The organism is uncultured Endozoicomonas sp., assembly GCF_947495845.1.
GTDB lineage: Bacteria > Pseudomonadota > Gammaproteobacteria > Pseudomonadales > Endozoicomonadaceae > Endozoicomonas.
In genome coordinates this window covers 1-17,454 of the sequence record NZ_CANMAO010000048.1, presented here as the reverse complement: position 1 = coordinate 17,454, position 17,454 = coordinate 1, and the positions used below count along the sequence as shown (strand labels likewise).

At 44.7% G+C, this 17,454-nt stretch carries 15 protein-coding genes; 9 read left to right on the top strand and 6 right to left on the bottom strand.

Annotation, left to right across the window (positions count from 1 at the left end; genetic code table 11):
* Positions 1-183: 183 nt before the first annotated feature.
* A complete protein-coding gene (gene focA, locus Q1B11_RS19400; protein ID WP_299735510.1) occupies positions 184-1,038 on the bottom strand; it encodes a formate transporter FocA in 855 nt (284 codons plus the stop codon).
* Positions 1,039-1,313: 275 nt separating this feature from the next.
* Here focA and Q1B11_RS19395 point away from each other — a divergent pair, with 275 nt between their 5' ends.
* On the top strand, positions 1,314-1,808 hold the full coding sequence (locus Q1B11_RS19395) for a hypothetical protein (protein ID WP_299735508.1): 495 nt from the start codon (positions 1,314-1,316) through the stop codon (positions 1,806-1,808).
* On the opposite strand, the gene Q1B11_RS19390 is transcribed toward Q1B11_RS19395, so the two are convergent.
* Both Q1B11_RS19390 and Q1B11_RS19385 read right to left on the bottom strand, forming a co-directional pair.
* Positions 1,809-3,281: a S41 family peptidase gene (locus tag Q1B11_RS19390; protein WP_299735506.1), complete on the bottom strand. Its 1,473-nt coding sequence runs from the start codon at positions 3,279-3,281 to the stop codon at positions 1,809-1,811. It abuts the gene before it with no gap.
* A 128-nt stretch (positions 3,282-3,409) separates the two neighbouring features.
* On the bottom strand, positions 3,410-4,510 hold the full coding sequence (locus tag Q1B11_RS19385) for a peptidoglycan DD-metalloendopeptidase family protein (RefSeq protein ID WP_299735504.1): 1,101 nt from the start codon (positions 4,508-4,510) through the stop codon (positions 3,410-3,412).
* Positions 4,511-4,726: 216 nt separating this feature from the next.
* On the opposite strand from Q1B11_RS19385, the gene Q1B11_RS19380 reads away from it, so the two are divergent.
* The 8 genes from Q1B11_RS19380 (at position 4,727) to Q1B11_RS19345 (ending at position 15,769) form a co-directional block, all read left to right on the top strand.
* Positions 4,727-5,701, top strand: coding sequence for a ribonuclease Z (locus tag Q1B11_RS19380; protein WP_299735502.1), 975 nt, complete (start codon positions 4,727-4,729; stop codon positions 5,699-5,701).
* A gap of 39 nt (positions 5,702-5,740) precedes the next feature.
* Complete coding sequence (locus tag Q1B11_RS19375; RefSeq protein ID WP_299735499.1) at positions 5,741-6,361, top strand: FKBP-type peptidyl-prolyl cis-trans isomerase; 621 nt, start codon at positions 5,741-5,743, stop codon at positions 6,359-6,361.
* 192 nt (positions 6,362-6,553) lie between these two features.
* Positions 6,554-7,687, top strand: a complete 1,134-nt coding sequence (locus Q1B11_RS19370) for a glycerate kinase (protein ID WP_299735496.1) — start codon at positions 6,554-6,556, stop codon at positions 7,685-7,687.
* Between the two features lie 415 nt (positions 7,688-8,102).
* Positions 8,103-9,755 carry a glucose-6-phosphate isomerase gene (pgi, locus tag Q1B11_RS19365; protein WP_299735494.1) on the top strand — a complete coding sequence of 551 codons (1,653 nt, stop codon included), beginning with the start codon at positions 8,103-8,105 and terminating at the stop codon, positions 9,753-9,755.
* Between the two features lie 231 nt (positions 9,756-9,986).
* The gene (locus tag Q1B11_RS19360) at positions 9,987-10,424 is read left to right on the top strand and encodes a hypothetical protein (RefSeq protein WP_299735492.1); all 438 of its coding nucleotides are present in this window, start codon (positions 9,987-9,989) and stop codon (positions 10,422-10,424) included.
* A gap of 218 nt (positions 10,425-10,642) precedes the next feature.
* Positions 10,643-11,644: an adenosine deaminase gene (gene add / locus Q1B11_RS19355; RefSeq protein WP_299735490.1), complete on the top strand. Its 1,002-nt coding sequence runs from the start codon at positions 10,643-10,645 to the stop codon at positions 11,642-11,644.
* A gap of 65 nt (positions 11,645-11,709) precedes the next feature.
* On the top strand, positions 11,710-13,227 hold the full coding sequence (locus Q1B11_RS19350; protein WP_299735488.1) for a hypothetical protein: 1,518 nt from the start codon (positions 11,710-11,712) through the stop codon (positions 13,225-13,227).
* 253 nt (positions 13,228-13,480) lie between these two features.
* Positions 13,481-15,769: a hypothetical protein gene (locus Q1B11_RS19345; RefSeq protein WP_299735486.1), complete on the top strand. Its 2,289-nt coding sequence runs from the start codon at positions 13,481-13,483 to the stop codon at positions 15,767-15,769.
* A 353-nt stretch (positions 15,770-16,122) separates the two neighbouring features.
* Here the strand turns inward: Q1B11_RS19345 and Q1B11_RS19340 are convergent, their stop codons facing one another.
* The 3 genes from Q1B11_RS19340 to Q1B11_RS19330 are packed head-to-tail and all read right to left on the bottom strand — an operon-like array spanning position 16,123 to position 17,306.
* Positions 16,123-16,563 (bottom strand): hypothetical protein, encoded by a 441-nt coding sequence (locus tag Q1B11_RS19340; protein ID WP_299735484.1) that lies wholly within the window; start codon positions 16,561-16,563, stop codon positions 16,123-16,125.
* Between the two features lie 18 nt (positions 16,564-16,581).
* Positions 16,582-16,839, bottom strand: coding sequence for a hypothetical protein (locus Q1B11_RS19335; RefSeq protein ID WP_299735482.1), 258 nt, complete (start codon positions 16,837-16,839; stop codon positions 16,582-16,584).
* Positions 16,836-17,306, bottom strand: coding sequence for a hypothetical protein (locus Q1B11_RS19330; protein WP_299735480.1), 471 nt, complete (start codon positions 17,304-17,306; stop codon positions 16,836-16,838). Before Q1B11_RS19330 ends, Q1B11_RS19335 begins: the two co-directional genes overlap by 4 nt.
* Positions 17,307-17,454 lie beyond the last annotated feature (148 nt).

Here is a 17,454-nt window from a genome sequence, read left to right as displayed (position 1 = left end):
GCGCGGAAGTTGCGTTATACCATGCACTTGGCAAGCTACCTGAACCAGAAATTGCCCACAGATTTTACTGACGAGGCCTATTTTTATTCATATGGAAAGATACCCCATGTAAAACCACATTTCGCCAGAAATAAAAAAAGCGACCAAATAGCCGCCTTTAGGAAAACACTGATTTCTTACCAATCAGCCTTTCACTCGCAGGTAGACAAACCACTTGCTCAATCCAACCATCACACCACCACCCAGGATGTTACCGATGGTGACCGGAATCAAGTTCATCACAATGTTGTGCAGAGTGATCATGTCAAAATCGGCGGCACTGTAACCAATAGCCTGCCAAAACTCAGGACCCGCAACCGCTTTGGTCATATAAGCGACAGGTAACAGATACATGTTCGCCACAGAGTGCTCAAAACCAGCGACAACAAATGCTGCAACTGGAAGAACACAAGCCATCATTTTGCCAGCAGCGGTACGGGCACTTAACGTCATCCAGTAGCAAAGACAAACCAGCAAGTTACAAAGCAGACCCAGAACAATATCCTGAACAAATGGATGCCCCAGTTTCGCCTTGGCAATATACAGAGAAGATAAACCTACCTGACCATTGCCGCCTTCCCAAATACCGCCATAAACAATCAGTGTTGCAAACATGATGGAGCCAATGAAGTTACCCAGATAAACCAGACTCCAGTTTTTAACGATGTTACCCAGCTTCAACTTACCAGTCGCTTTGCCCATCAACAACATAGTGCTACTGGTAAATAATTCACCACCACAAAGCACAACCAGCATAAGGCCAACACTAAAAACAATACCGCCCACCAGCTTGGTCAGACCATAAGGCGTTCCTTGAGCACCCGCCATGGTGATGGTGTAGAACATAGCACCGATAGCAACAAAGACCCCTGCCATAACGGCCAGAATCAGTGTAATTTCAGGGTGTTTTTTAGCTTTACCAAGAACAACCTGTTCTGCCAGTTTTGCCATTTCGGCTGGAGGTACTGCACCATAGTTGGGCATATTTTCAATCTGCATCAGGTTAATCCATCGCCAGTAAAAAATGGCGCCAAGTCTATCAGTGTGCGGTGTTGCTTATCAGAGTGGTTAGTTCAGAAGGTTTTGCGCCAAGTACGTAGTCGGTGTTGTGAAATGAGTCGGAATTCATTCGATAACTCTGTAAAGAATAGTTGCTAATTGACATAAATGGGGAGAATATAAAGTTACTCACTTAAGAAATGTGCTGTTCAAATTAGCTGTCATTTACCCTATCGCCTCACGGACTGAGGTTAAGATTATAGGAGAATGGAGTCATGAATAGTCGTATGCTGTTTTTTGTTGTTGGAACATCGCTGATCTCCACGGTTCAGGCAAACGACCATGTAGACCTAGTTAACACAATTGAAAAACAAACTTTCTCAGAAGTACCTCCAAACCCATCTTCCATAGCATTAAGCAGTGCGCCATTTACTCCAGCAGATGACAGTAAAGGTCTGCGCATTGATTACCAGCCATTTGATAACAACTTCAGTATGTCTGCTGGCAGTTACCAAAGCACATCCCGTGATGTTATCGCCCAACGTTACAATAATAAAACCTGGCTGGGTGTTGGCTGGAAGAAGATGGTGGATCAAGCAAGGCTTGGAGTGCGTATTGATATTGGTGCCGTGTATAAAAAAAATGAGGGCCGCAATATTGCAGCCCCCAGTACCAACAGTTTTAAATCAATATCCAGCAACAATGTTGATGAAACCGAAGTCACTCGTTGGCAACCCGTAGTGAACTTCGGTGTATCGTATCGTTTCTGATTACTTCGTCATTTCCATCGCCACTTCTTCATGAACGGGCTTACCGATGGTAATTGCGTTAATGTGCATGCCCTTCAGAACATTCAACGCCTGGTTAAGCTGGTAATCCTTAGACAACAACTCGGCGAGCTCTTTTTCTTCCTTAGCCGTGCGGTTGTTTTCTTTGGAGGTGTCTTCCTTGTTGCCATTGCCTAAGTGCCGTTGAAGATCTGCTTCTTTGTATTGCTCACCACCATCATTTAGCAGAGTCACTTTAGCGCGCTCAACGACGATGTCCGGCTTAATACCTTCTGCCTGAATCGAACGGCCATTCGGTGTGTAATACAAGGCAGTGGTCAACTTAAGGCCTCTTTGTGCATCCACACTCAGTGGCAACACAGTTTGCACCGAACCCTTACCAAAGGATTCAGTACCCATCAATACAGCACGGTTATGATCCTGCAATGCTCCCGCTACTATTTCTGATGCAGAAGCAGAACCTCCGTTAATCAACACAACCAATGGCACACCTTTTGATGGGTCTTCTGCGGTCGCATTGAATCTCAACTCCGAATTTGCAATTCGCCCTTCGGTATACACGATTAATCCGTCACTGATAAATGCATCCGTCACGCCAACCGCCGCCTGAAGTACGCCGCCCGGGTTATTACGAAGATCCAGAACCAAGCCATTCAAGTGTTCGTTTTCTTCTTTTTTTATCAGCTCTTCCAACGTTTCCACCAGCTCTTTACCAGTGTCTGCCTGAAATTGGCTGATGCGGATATAACCGTATCCTGGCTCCAGACTTTTCGCCCTTACGCTTTGCACTTTGATCACTGCACGCTCCAGAGTGATTTCCAGTGGCTTATCCACGCCGTCACGAACAATCGTCAGTTTAATTACTGTACCGGCTTTACCACGCATTTTCTCAACAGAGTCTCTAAGAGAAAGACCTTTAACCGACGTTTCATCCAGTTTAATAATCAGATCACCTGCCATCACTCCAGCTTTGGATGCCGGGGTATCATCAATCGGGCTAACGACTTTGATAAAGCCATCTTCAACACCTACTTCAATACCAAGGCCACCAAATTCGCCAGATGTGTTTTCTTCCAGTTCCTGAAAATCATCCGGGGATAAATAAGCAGAGTGTGGATCAAGACCGCTGAGCATGCCCTGAATGGCATTTTCCAGCAGAGTTTTGTCATCAACCTCTTCGACATACGCTTTCTTAATGCGTTCCATCACTTCGGTAAAAGCGCGCAGGTCGTCCAGAGGCAGGCGCCCTTTCGGTGTTATCACTGATAGTTCAGACAGTTCAGACTGCTCAGCCTCTACCTCTGTCACGACTTCACTTTCTGCAGCAGCAGGGGCTGCTTTTAACGATTCTGTTTTCTGGCTGACATCATCAGCCCATCCAGACATCGAAAAACCGGCCACAAGCACCAGGGTCGATAGTCTGAAGTATTGATTAACTTTATAGGTCAGGTTCATGGATGCTCCCGAATGCTCAAAAACCAGTGAAGTATAGGAGCCTGTCAAAGGCTGGAAGGTAAGCCGGAGGATCAGGCGGGCATTACCTACTTATCGGTATCCCCTGATGAAACTCCACTGTTGAAAACTCATTGCTTACCCAGCCAGTTTCTTGGATTTTGTGGCTTGCCATTCTGGCGGACTTCAAAATAAACACCTTCGTCAGGCTGCCCGCCACTTTGCCCGCTGATGGCGATGGGTTCGCCCGCCAGCACGGTATCACCTTCCTGTCTAAGAATGGAATCGTTGTGGGCGTAGAGGGTTAAGAAGTTATCCCCATGATCAAGAATCACCAGCAACCCATAACTGCTTAGCCAGTCAGAAAAAATGACCCGGCCATCGTGCACCGCATTCACTTCAGTGCCTGTTTTGGCGGCAATAAATGTGCCCTGCCAACGCATACGTGTGTTCGGGTTTTGATCATTGAAGCGGTAAAGTACTTTGCCGTCTACCGGCCAGATTAACTTACCTTTTCGAGCTGTAAAGGAAGCGCCGCTTCCCGTTTGACGACTGATAATGGTCGCCAGAATCTCATCCAGCTGCGCTCTTTGTTTTTCCAGTCTTTTCAGTTCACTGCCGCCTTTTTGGTAACGACCGGCCAACTCACCCAACAGCTTCTTTCGTTGAGTCTGCTGGTTGACCAGTGTCGTTTTTTTCTGATCCAACTGAGTTTTTTCTTTATTTAACTGGGCGACCAACGTCTGTTGACGGGCTTCATTCGATTGCAGTTCTGTAATAATTTTTTCATATTTCTGAATAGACTGAAGCTGCGCCTTCTGAAAATAATCCAGATACACCAGCTGTCTGGATACCTGCTCCGGGTCTTCCTGATTTAGCAGTAATTTAAGGCGGCTGTCCCCAAGACTTTTATAGAGGGACTGCAAACTCTGAGTGACTTGTTGTTTCTGTTGTTCACTCTTTGCCATCAACGCCTGTTGACGGCTTTGCAGCTTTTTTATTTCAGACTGCCCCTCCCGCAGGCGGTTCTGCAAGCTGTTCACATCTTTATTCAGCTCATTCACAGCACGGTCATTCTTACGAATCTGATTCTCTGCGGAACTGCGCTCGGCATTCAGAGACTCCAGAAGCTTCTTCGCTTGTTGAATATCGCTTTCAATGGCTTGTAGTTCTGCTTCAGTGACCGCTTTTTCATTGGTTTCATCAGAGATGGCCAACAATGGAAAAATCATCAATAAGCATAACAGAAGGACTGCGGATATCTTCTTAGCGCTCGTTGTAAAAAGGCGTGTAAAGCTCTTCATGGAGGGATCTTGTAGCTTAAGCAATATTGCCAACAGTATGCCTGCAATTTAGAAAAAATTGAACTCAGAACGGATGAACTCTCTGACAACTGTCGCTTCTTATCTGTTACCCTTTTATTAACGGAAGCAATGCATACTGGATTTATGAAACTGACTTTTCTGGGAACCTCCGCCGGCATGCCTACTACGGAGAGAAATGTCTCTGCTCTGGCACTGGCAATGGATGATGCCAAACAATGGTATCTGGTTGATTGTGGTGAAAGCACCCAACATCAGCTGCTTCGCTGTCGCTATACCCTGAACAATCTCAAAGCCATCTTCATCACTCATATTCACGGTGATCATATGTATGGTTTGCCGGGGTTGATTACCTCGGCATCCATGCAGGGGCGAAAAGCGCCATTGCTGATCTGCGCCCCCGATGGGGTTCAGCAGTTTGTAGAAGCGGCATTAAAATACGCCGATGTGACCAACCTGCCCTTCAACATTGAATTTATTGCCAGCGATCAGCCGGACTTTTTCTATGAAGATGGACAAGTCAGTGTAACGGCTCATGAACTGTCCCATCGCGTTCCCAGCTTTGCCTATCGTTTTGTGGAAAAGACCCGTAGCACACAGCTGAATATTGATCGACTGAATACGCTTGGTGTTCCCAGAAGTGAGTTATGGGGATTATTACAAAAAGGTCAGTCCGTTATGCTGGAAGATGGCCGTAGAATCCAGCCAGAAGATGTCTTACAACCGCCACCAGCAAACCGCATTGCCATCATCTCCGGAGATAATGACAAACCAGAACTGTTGGAAGACGCGCTAAAGGGTTGCCATATTCTGGTGCACGAAGCCACGCTCACCGAAGCGGCTCTGCAGAAAGCCGGCCCCGTCTGGATGCACAGTTCTGCCCAAAGAGTGGCAGAAACGGCCGAACGCGCCGGTGTACCGAACCTGATCCTGACCCATTTCAGCGGACGCTACCAACGCTCTCCTAATGCTGGCGCTAATAGTATCAATGCAATAAAAGAAGAAGCCGAGCGTTTTTATACCGGCAGCCTTGGTCTTGCTCAGGATTTGAGCGAATGGTCAGTTACCCGTAATGGTCAACTGATTGCAGAAAAATCATGATACAATCCCCCGCCTAACTCATAAAGAAGTTGATATTCGATGTCTGATACCTACAAAACCATGGAAGAACGTGTGAGCTACGGCATTGGCCGCCAAATGGGCGACCAGCTGGCCTCTAACCCGGTTCCTGGTATTTCCATTGATGCGGTACTGGCCGGTCTGGCGGATTCCCTGAATGGTGTTGAAAGTGCGGTTTCCCATGAAGACCTGCACGTTGCTTTCTCTGAAATGCAACAACGCCTGCAAGCCGAAGAAGCAGAAAGAGCGAAGGTTCTGGCCGCAGAAGGCGAAGCGTTCCTGGCAGAAAATGCCAAGCGTGAAGGCGTTCAGGTTACTGAATCTGGCCTGCAGTTTGAAGTCATCACTGAAGGCAGTGGCGAAAAGCCAAGCCGTGAAAGCACAGTACGTACTCACTACCACGGCACCCTGATTGACGGCTCTGTATTTGACAGCTCTGTTCAACGTGGCGAGCCAGCTGAGTTCCCGGTAGGTGGCGTTATTGCCGGCTGGACTGAAGCTCTGCAGATGATGGGTGTTGGTTCAAAGTGGAAACTGTTTGTACCTTATAACCTGGCCTACGGTGAACGTGGTGCCGGTGGTGCCATTGGTCCATACACGACTCTGGTTTTTGAAGTTGAGCTGCTGGATATCGTAGCCTGATTCAATAACCCGGCTCCCACATCTTTCTTAATTAACGGTAGATGTGGGAGTTATTACTCTCCTTTTTCTCTCCCACTCCCTCTGCACTGAAACCCGACAAATTTTCTGGCCTGTTATTTGATAGCATAAGTGGTATTGAAGTCACCTCGGCTTACAGCATCGTGCCGTTATGAACGAGAGAGCTTATCCACAATGAAAATCATCATTGCACCCGACTCTTTTAAAGAGTGCCTCACCGCCGCTCAGGTAGCCAATGCTATTGAGACAGGTATACGACAAGCTATACCCGATGCCCATTGCGTCAAAGTGCCTGTGGCTGATGGTGGCGAAGGCACACTGCAATCGTTAGTGGATGCCACTGGCGGGCAGTTGATTGATGCGTTAGTCACTGGCCCGATGGGTGAACCCGTCACTGCGGCCTTTGGCATTCTTGGTGATGGAAAAACCGCGGTTATTGAAATGGCTCGGGCATCGGGCATTGAGCTGGTACCTGCAGAACATCGAAACCCAATGACGTCTACCACCCGCGGTACTGGAGAATTGATGCTTCAGGCTCTGGATCATGGCATTGATAAGATAATCGTCGGCATTGGCGGCAGCGCAACCAACGACGGTGGTGCAGGCATGGTGCAGGCACTCGGCATTAAGCTATTAGACGACCAAGGCATTGAGCTGCCCTGTGGCGGTGCAGCGTTGTCGCAATTAGCCACCATTGATATCAGCACAATGGATGAGCGACTAAAGTCCATTAAATTCATTGCAGCCTGTGATGTGGATAACCCACTGACAGGCGAAAATGGCGCATCTGCTGTATTTGGTCCACAGAAAGGCGCTACGCCGGAAACGATTCAGCTGCTGGATCAGGCGCTCCGCCACTACGCTAACCGAATTAAGCAAGATGTTGGCGCTGATGTTGAACACACTGCCGGTGCTGGTGCTGCTGGGGGGATGGGTGCTGCTTTATTGGCCTTTCTTAATGCTGAATTAAAACCGGGCATTGATATCGTTATGGAAGCAGTAGATCTCGCGGCAAAAATGGCAGATGCGGATTTAGTCATTACCGGTGAAGGCAGAATTGACGGCCAAACCGCTCAAGGGAAAACGCCGGTTGGTGTTGCCCGAATGGCTAAAGAATTTAATCTGCCAGTCATTGCTCTCTGTGGTTCTGTTGGGGCCGGCGCAGAAGCCGTATACGACTGTGGTATTGATGCACTGTTCCCCATCGTACACGAAGCCGTTCCCCTAACCGATGCGCTGGAAAATGGCGAAGATAATCTTATTCGTTCTGCCAGAAACCTTGCGCGCACTCTGACATTAAGTAGTTAACCAAATGAAATCATATTTTCTGACTGAGTGGACAGTCACTCTCGGCAACTTGCTCCTGCGTTGCTCTACCTCCTGCATCCATGCAGTCGTACTGCGTTACAACTCCGGTCACATAGCTAAGGCTATGCTCCCTGCGTTGTGCCTTGCATAGTAACTACCCACTCAGCCAGAAATATTCGATTCCAAATGGTCAACTACTTATTCCGCTAAACCAGAACTTAAGCATGACTTTTTAAAAAGTGGGATTGAATTAAATGAATCAATTGAGCGAATCAAATCACAGATAAAAACAATAATGAATAAAAAAAATCAGCCTTATATTCTTGAATGCGCTTATTATTTTACTAACCCGTTATCTAAGGTATATTGCTTAATTCATCCAAGCCTTATCATTCCTATCAAGTGAGGCAACACAGTGACTACCCCTTCTGCTCTGGATCATTTTCCTGTATCCGGAAATCTGACAGCTCTGCAAAAAGAACTGTCTAACACTCACCTTCGTGATCTCTTTGCCAACGACCCTTCCCGGTTTGATCGCTACACTCTGGAAGCTGCTGGCCTGTTTCTGGATTATTCAAAGCATTTAATAAACGACGAAGTAATGGCGTCACTGGTTAAACTGGCTGAAGAAGCCGGCTTACCAGAAAAACGTGCTGCTATGTTCAGCGGCGAGAAAATCAATTACACCGAAAAACGTGCGGTTTTACATACCGCTCTGAGAAACTTTGGTGATGCTCCAGTCATGGTAGACGGCGAAGACATCATGCCGATGATTCGCGATACCCGTGCGCGCATGAAAGCCATGACCGAGCAAGTTCATTCCGGTGATTGGCTTGGGCATACCGGCAAACCGGTGAAGCACATTGTGAATATCGGTATCGGTGGCTCCTACCTTGGTTTGAAAACCGCCATCAACGCCATGACGCCATACCACGTTGCTGGTTTTGAGCACCACTTCGTTGCGAACATCGACCCGAATGAACTGTCCGAAGTTCTAAGCAAGGTGGATCCGGAAACCGCTTTGTTTATTGTTGCATCCAAGTCCTTTAGTACTCTGGAAACCCTGCAAAATGCTCAGGCAGCCCGTGCCTGGATGATTGAAAAAGGCTGCGCAGAGCAGGATATCCGCAAGCACTTTGTGGCCATCTCCACGAACTTGAATGCCATCGATCAGTTCGGCATCGCTCAGGAAAACACGCTGCCTCTTTGGGATTGGGTAGGTGGTCGCTATTCCCTGTGGTCCAGCATTGGTTTACTGACGTCTATGGTCGTGGGTTACGACAACTTTGAGCGTATGCTCAAAGGCGCTGAAGCCATGGATCAACACTTCTGCAATGCACCGTTGGCTGAGAATATGCCAGTTATCACCGCCATGCTGGGTGTGTGGTATCAGAACTTTATGGGTGCCGAGTCACAGGCCTTTATCTCTTACGATTATTTCCTGCGGGATCTTCCCGGCCACCTGCAACAGGTGGATATGGAAAGTAATGGCAAACGCACCCGTGAAGATGGCAGCACTGTTAACTATCAGACTGGCGCAGTTATCTGGGGCGGAACCGGCACCAATGATCAGCACGCTTATCATCAGCTGCTGCATCAGGGAACTCGCCTGATTCCTGTGGATTTCATCGCACCAGCCACCACTCATAACCCGATTGGCGAGCAGCACCCATGGTTGTTCACCAATGCGCTGGCACAGAGCCAGGCCATGATGCAGGGGAAAACACTGGAAGAAGTTCGTGAAGAACTCAGTGCTACCGGCATGAGTGCAGATGAGATCGAACGACTCGCACCTCACAAGGTCATCCCGGGTAATCGACCAAACAGCATGATCGTACCTGAGAAAATCACGCCAGAAACCACTGGCGCTCTGATTGCCATGTATGAGCACAAAGTGTTTGTTCAGGGCGTGATCTGGCAACTGAACTCATTTGATCAGTGGGGAGTTGAGCTGGGTAAAGTGCTGGGTGATCGTCTGATTGAGAAGATTCGTTCTAAAGATGAAACAACCGATCAGGATTCCTCAACTAACGGGTTGATCAAGCGGTTCAAGCAATTCAATTCCTAATCTATAAAAGGCCGCCCTGTGAACTATGGGGTGGTCTTGCGTTGAAATATCCTGTGGATAAACTCTGATTTCATCTTAAAACTACGACCTTTTGACTATTAAAACATCGTATTATTGCTGCTATTTTAGAGATGCTCTGAATAATCAAATTTATTCAAAACTCTGATTATCCGGTTTCTGCACCCAAGGAGAATTTAAGCAAAAATAATTTATATCAAAAGGAGATTTGGTATGTCTAACTCACCACTAGGGTTCATTGCAACCTGGTCATATTCTTGGCATGCGAACAAAAGTGCAGGAAAAGGTCATTTTGCTAATTTGTGCAAAAGCACTTTAAATAGTTTAAAAGCTACATTTGGCCGCTACAAAGTAGATCTTCACTCTGCAATCTCAAAATATATCGTTGAGAAGTTTCCTACGTCTGCTTTTACTAACAAAAGGGCAGACATCCTCAACAGGACTCCAAGGGCTACGACCTCTACACCTTCCCAGCATGTCAACAGCAGTCGAGCTCGTTCCACCTATGAAAATGTATCAGGCACTGGCAGATTGAATTATCATGGACAATATGTTCCTCCAATGAGACCACCAACGTACTTTGAGGCTATGGGAATAGCTGTTCCGAACGTAGCCCCTCTTGAACCAGGTGAATTCAGGCCTGATGCCTAAATATACCGATAGCGATGACGGTATTGTCACGCTCAACTTGGATTGCCCTACAAAAACACAAGGGGGTTATGTAGGGCATGATTCGAAAGCTCAACCCCAAAGCAATTACTGCCAGACTTCTGAACAGTTCAAGATGCAAACCTAAGCCTCTACTTTTCGCTAATAATCCTATTTCATGTAAGATGACTCCGTTAATAAATCAATAAGCAGACGTATTCATGATTACTCCATCAATGCCACTCACTGATATCCATCGCCACCTGGACGGCAATATTCGTCCGGAAACCATTCTGGAACTGGGTAGAAAATATAACCTCGAACTGCCTGCAAACAATCTGGAAGCACTGATCCCACACGTCCGGGTTATCAGCCAGGAACCTGACCTGGTCAGCTTTCTTAGTAAGCTGGACTGGGGCGTAAAAGTACTGGCGGACTACGATGCCTGCCGCCAGATCGCCTACGAGAACGTAGAAGATGCCCTGAATGCCCGCATTGATTATGCAGAATTGCGCTTCAGCCCCGGCTATATGGCAATGACGCACAACCTCGATCCAAAAGGTGTGGTTGAAGCAGTGATTGATGGCGTTAAAGCAGGCTCTGAAAAATTCGGTGTTAAAGTCAATCTTATTGGCATTCTAAGCCGCACTTTTGGTCAGGAAGCCTGCCAGAAAGAACTGGATGCCTGCCTGGCATTTAGAGATGAATTGGTAGCAATTGATTTAGCTGGCGATGAACTGGGTAAGCCTGGCGAACTTTTTGTTGATCATTTCCGTCAGGTGCGCGAAGCAGGCCTGAATATTACAGTTCATGCCGGTGAGGCTGCAGGCCCGGAAAGCATGTGGCAAGCCATCAAAGAACTGGGTGCCACCCGAATTGGCCACGGCGTTAAAGCCATTTACGACCCTGCATTGATGGATTATCTGGCAGAGCACAAGATTGGTATAGAATCCTGCCTGACTTCCAACATTCAAACCAACACATTCGCTAATATTGAAAGCCATCCTCTGAAGCAGTTTCTGGATCATGGTGTACTCGCAACTATCAATACGGATGACCCGGCAGTAGAGGGTATCGAGCTGCCTTATGAATATGAAGTAGCGGCTCCAGCGGCTGGGTTAACGCAGGCAGATATCAGGCAGGCTCAGGAAAATGGTTTGACCATTGCGTTTCTGTCAGAGCAGGAAAAAGCGGCTCTTATCTCTAGTGCCAACAATCGTTGATCTTATGTGAACTTTCTATAAAAAACATAATCAAAGGTACCAAAATATGCCGGGTACCTTTGATTATGGACGCACCACTGAGTACACTTTCTGCAATTTCTCATAGCTGGCACGAATGCTCCAATAAAATCTTGCCAATCAGAATATTTAACACGTTTATAGCCGCCATTAAGAGTTTCTACAAAGGCTATATAGTCTGTATCACATCACCTGAAACACAAAACCTGATCAAGACACAACCCGATGCGTGGTGCTCCCTTGAGATCAATAAATTACTTAAAGAAAGAAATATAAAAAACGCCAATACCTCATTAAATAATGGCAGTGTCTTTAAGGCAAATAGAGAAGCAGCCAATATCAATCACTCAATTGAAAGAACCTCGGTCAAGCCAACTATAATTGATTCGCCTATCCTCGATACCGAAGACAACAAAACTTTGAAGCTCGCAAATCAGCAACAGTCAAACACCTCGAAAAACAACAAAGGCGAGGATCCTAAGCAAAAGCATGATAGCACGCCCTTACAGACACTTTCGCATGGTAAAAATACATCAACATTAGAGGCAGTTTCCAGCTTACCACCCGCATACCCAAAGACGTTCCAGGAGGTCAACCTTACCCCATTACCCAGAGTGAGCAATATTGGTGAAGCCATTAACCAGCTGACTGAAGAGTACGAAAAGCAAAAAAAGGCAATTGATGAACTTGTTATTCCTGAAAAATATGAGTTAACGGAGTTCGTAGGTCTTGAAAAAGACAGGGTTAAAGTAGTTGTAGGCTCTCGAAAACAAGAATTCCACGCAGACCTTCAACTAATGTTTGATCGTGCAAAAGAGAAACTACAAAAGTGTAATTCAAAAACTGTAAATAACTGTTTTTCAGGTGAACTACGGTATATGCAAAAGATGGGTATATATCGATACTGGTGCTTGAGACAAGCAGCGCCAGGGGGTAACAATATCCCTCACTACCCTGGAAGAGTATCCATAGTAAATACAGGGAGATCTTGTGGGCCTGATGCAGCCATTCTTCAGTTCCTACATAGTGGAACAATGAACTACTATATTTGGCGCCCTCTCAAAAACCCTGATCAAGTAGCCGAAGGAGATATTAATTTCCCAAAGAACCTGACTGTTACCCAGGTTCAAAAAGAATGGCAGAAACTCTATGACCGTATTCTGTTCGGATCTACGGAAGGCGGAGCCATCACGATAGAGGATTGGATACGACAGCAATTTTCCAAAATGCATAATTTCAGTCAGGTCAATGCCTATGCAGGTACATTTTTCGATCCACAGATTGTCTGGAGGCCTCTACCACCATTGAAATCCCTTAACTGCACTACAGAAGACACTCGTAAATTATTAAAAGAGCGCATAATGAGTGACTGGAGAACCTGCCGACTACATACCGGAAGCTGGCATTACACAGCCTTGATAAAAGGCGACAAGGGTAAAATCACTTCTATTGATATGGGTAATGTCGGAACGAGGAGTTACATATCTTCAAGGGACTTACTGGATAAATTCCTCGCAGGGAAGCATCCTCATAATAACCCATCCCTCATTGAATTCTGGGGGTGAAATAATATTGAAGTATCTATATATGATGGGCTCATATTATTTGGAGCTTACCAGCAGCTTCTCTGACTTGATTGATACCCGTTAGATTATTATTCCGCTTCTATAACTTGTTTTTGACACCCACTGCTTTCCGACGAGCCGTTGTCCAGCATCCGCCCTTATGGCCGAGATTTACTTGTGTTAACCCGGTTCTTCACACCCAGTGAGACCTTAGAAACTTTTAACAAGACTTATGGAAAGGGGCTGACTGGTCATGGACTCAGAGCAAATACAACATCGCCTGAATCTCGAAAAGGCAATGGTAGGGGCAGAGTTTAGGGCGCCTCAAGAAAGTAACTCATCACTTCATCAATCCCCCATAGAGCCACAAATGAGATCCCAACAAGGGGAAAGCACTGCAGATAACGGAATGTCCTCAGATGAAGCCTGGAAAATTGAATCGGCTCAACAAGAAAGAAAACTGCTGATGACGATTGAAGATATCAAAAAAGCAGAGATTGATGACAAGCTGGAATTTAAAAAATACCTTGCAGACCTTTATAAGCAATCCAATAGCCTGATGACGATATATAATCAGCGTGTTCAGAATCTATTGTTGGATGATCGATTTTTACACCGCCATACCAATGAAATATCATCACTGCTCATTCGTGGCTTAATGCCACCTCTAGAGGAAGTGAAATCCATAGAAAAATCACTTACCTCTACCCGAAAGAAAGCAAAAGAAGAGACCATTGTTGAGCAAACATCTACTGCCGTAAAAGAAATGCAGAAAGTAGAAGCCATCTGCAAGGATGTGAAATCACGAATCATCAAATACACTCGCGCACCTAAGCCCATCAAAATCGCCAAAAAAGCACAGGATAAACCGCTTGATCAGCACGCCATCAGCTTGCAAAACGCCATCAAGCAGGTGAATCCAGCACCATTCCAGCAAAAAGCGGAACTGCCTGTTTCGAAAAACACGCTTCTTTCAACAGAAACTCAAAACCTAAAGGCAAAACAGGAATCAGCTCCCAAAGAACCTGAGAGCGTAAAGTCAAAGCAGCTGAAAGTACTTGTAGACAACTTACTGCCTTCTGATACAGTTCAAAATGAGAAAGTTCAAAGGTTAATTGAACAGGAATATCAAAAGTACTCAGACTTGCAATCCTTTCTATCAGTTGCGAGACAAAAATGTCACTTGCTTGGAATGAGAGCGGATAAAGTCTGCGATGCCTGTGAGAGTGCATTGAGTAAGCTTGATAGTTTCAGGTCTGACAGCTCATTCACGATGAGTGAACTATTTGAAGTGGACAAAGCCATTCAAACACTGGAAAAATTCGATAAAAAATTACCCGGAGAAGTATGGCAACTACTCACAGAGCTGAAGCCAGGTGTGGCAGATCATAGGCACCATCTACTTAATCTGCAATGCCGAAAGTTACTGATGGATGGGCCGGCAACGATGACCCAGAAGCCAGAGCTTAAACAATTCATGGAAGTTGAACACTATCTAAACCTATTCAATAAAGATTCTACTGAGGAGATTTTTACACAACAGTTCCTTACGGTATTTGGTGAATTATATGTTTCTCCATCACAGTTTAAAAAGTCACTATCTGTCACCAATAAGCCGCAAGAGCTATTAGCGCTTATTAATATATTTCAAGCTCAACATTCCTCAGACATTTTTCGTTTTACCGAACTCACTAAAAAAGCATCGATGGTGAATAATCAGAAAAATATCGAAATACTAGAAACAGGCATTAAGGCAATCGAATACATCACAGGAGAGTTAAATAAAGATCTCCAAGCAGAGGCACAAAACTTTCGTTTGTCTGAACCAGGTTCTGAGTATAAAAAACTGGAACAAACTCTACTCATTAAATTAACAGCCTATTTTGAAGCGAAAAGTATTTCCAGAGCTCCGGAGACACCTAACAAACCTATAAACAAACAGGCTCCACCTCACAAAGCTGTTGTACAAAGGCTATCCAATGCACTAATTCAGCATAATCAAAACAATGATGGAGAACCACTCAAACCCTTATTTAATAAAATTTCAGACCTAGACGAATTTACAAAAATGGAAAAATCTGAACACAGAAAATTCAATATAATTATCATTTCTTCAGTACTAGAGAAAGGCCTGACATCTGAAACGATAAATGAGATCGTCCCACTTTGGCTGGAGTATCATAGTTCTATCTGTGATCCAGAATTTACAGAGATCAAGCAAAAACAATACTTCAACAAAGAACTGCCTACTGAAGTTTGCCAAGCACTAAGAAACCTGGAACAGAAAAGTCCATCATCATGGTTTAATCAAATTTTCAATACTTCTACTAGAGAGTTCCAGCTTAAAGCACTTGACCTTGTCGAACTATTACTACCCCTAAGCACTGCCTGTGGCGCTCATCCATTCATCATTAGTGAATTTATCAGTGATCTGTCATCAGTTTTGCATGACAGACAAAATGATTCACTTATTGAGGCACTTTGCAAAGCATTGGATAACTATCAATTAATAATTAAGGCAGATTACGGGGCACTCTGCTGAAAATGACGACAAACTCTAAGTAAATCTTACTTTGCAAGAACCCTTAAGAAATGCAAAGTATGACGCTCTGTATTCGTCTGATAGTAGTAAAACATTCACTTCTGTATTTAACTCATTTACTGCGGAACTAATAGCGTGTACATACTGCTCGGGTATTACTTTTCGCAAACAAGACTCGTGTAATATTTGGATGGTTGATCTGTCCAGGGGTTTTCCGGAAGTTCTGAGCTCATCAACAATGGTTTTCATCGCCGCTTTAAGTATCTTAATATCAGTCATCATTGTCGCTGTAGCACCGGGAAGATCACCACGTATTGTAGACTCCCCCACCACACTGGTATAAACAGCAGTAGCTACATTGAATATACTACCAGAAGCTCCCCTTGTATAACCTGATTCATTACACCGCATATGCGAAAAAAATGATTAAAATATTTTAGTTTTTTATCAGTACTCAAGCTAGGAATCTGTGCTAATAACTCAACACCTGCTTTTACATCATGAAATGTAGATATATATTGCATCAACGAGGATCTAGACTTGTCTGATTTTGGATCACCATTTCTTCCATCTTGAAAATTATTTGCATATTGTGATGTTGAAGTTTTTAATTCACGATATTTCCAAGCATTATGAATTGATGCCAGTGCAGCTTGCCCCCAGTGGTGCAAAGAAGATTGCTCCGGTAAGTTTGTGATTAAACCATCATCAATTAAACTAACGGCCAATTTTATATCGTCTCTTTCAATACTACTTAACAGTGAATAACAGAATCCCTTTGCTTTCGCCTCCAAACATATCAAGTGACTCCGCTATGTACTTGTGAAGCCAAGTTCACTAAAACGCTCTGAACTAAACCTTAACGGATTTGAATACAAATAGCCTTTATGGTTATAAGGACGAAAACCATTTTCATCAGGCATATTAGTTACAATATACATCGCCAAATAATTAATAAACTCTGCGCGACGAATATTATTTGGAAGAGAAGCCAGAATACCTGTAAGGCTTTCTGAAAATTTATTTTTATCAATATCATCAGAGTTGGTCGCAAAGGAGCACAGTTTCAATAAAGTTGCCTTTTGGCTCTTATGAAACTGATTACTTTTTTACAGTTCTCACGCTTTAATCGATCAATTTCTAAGTATTTAGCCCTGCTAATATAGGATATATCATTCAACTTTTCTTTTACAGACTGCAACTCACTCTCTTTAGAATCACATTCTGATCTAAGCCTAGCTTCAGACTGTTTATAGCCATTGAGCTCCTCTATTATTTTTTTGGATTCCCCCTCAATTTTCTTAAGATTAGAATGCATAAAATCTCGCTCTGAAGCCAAAAGAATCCTTGCATTTTTGCTGTCACGCACCTCCCCCTCAAGTTTAGAAATGTCCTTTGCAAGATTTATTACTGTAGCCGAGGCCGGTTGAATATTACTTCCACTCGTATTGTGACCCGCTCTAGCTTTTGAAAGCTCTCTTTTTAACTTCAATATTACTTGTTCATTATTTTCTCTAACCCTATCATTTGAAAGCAACTTTCTTTCAGCATCTAAGCATTTATTTTTTCAGTTAATTCAAGCTTCTGTTTTTTTTCAAACGCCTCCACCTATGTACGGGACAAAACATGTAAGAGCATTTGAAAGTTGACTTGGTCGCTTTTTGCACAGTTATTTTTCAGAACCC

Excerpts from the sequence above, each read along its gene's own strand:
- Q1B11_RS19360 (WP_299735492.1), top strand. The coding sequence starts at position 9,987 with ATGTCTAACTCACCACTAGGGTTCATTGCAACCTGGTCATATTCTTGG.
- Q1B11_RS19385 (WP_299735504.1), bottom strand. The coding sequence starts at position 4,510 with ATGATTTTTCCATTGTTGGCCATCTCTGATGAAACCAATGAAAAAGCG.
- Q1B11_RS19380 (WP_299735502.1), top strand. The coding sequence starts at position 4,727 with ATGAAACTGACTTTTCTGGGAACCTCCGCCGGCATGCCTACTACGGAG.
- Q1B11_RS19390 (WP_299735506.1), bottom strand. The coding sequence starts at position 3,281 with ATGAACCTGACCTATAAAGTTAATCAATACTTCAGACTATCGACCCTG.
- Q1B11_RS19350 (WP_299735488.1), top strand. The coding sequence starts at position 11,710 with ATGGACGCACCACTGAGTACACTTTCTGCAATTTCTCATAGCTGGCAC.
- Q1B11_RS19345 (WP_299735486.1), top strand. The coding sequence starts at position 13,481 with ATGGACTCAGAGCAAATACAACATCGCCTGAATCTCGAAAAGGCAATG.
- add (WP_299735490.1), top strand. The coding sequence starts at position 10,643 with ATGATTACTCCATCAATGCCACTCACTGATATCCATCGCCACCTGGAC.
- Q1B11_RS19370 (WP_299735496.1), top strand. The coding sequence starts at position 6,554 with ATGAAAATCATCATTGCACCCGACTCTTTTAAAGAGTGCCTCACCGCC.
- focA (WP_299735510.1), bottom strand. The coding sequence starts at position 1,038 with ATGCAGATTGAAAATATGCCCAACTATGGTGCAGTACCTCCAGCCGAA.
- Q1B11_RS19395 (WP_299735508.1), top strand. The coding sequence starts at position 1,314 with ATGAATAGTCGTATGCTGTTTTTTGTTGTTGGAACATCGCTGATCTCC.
- Q1B11_RS19375 (WP_299735499.1), top strand. The coding sequence starts at position 5,741 with ATGTCTGATACCTACAAAACCATGGAAGAACGTGTGAGCTACGGCATT.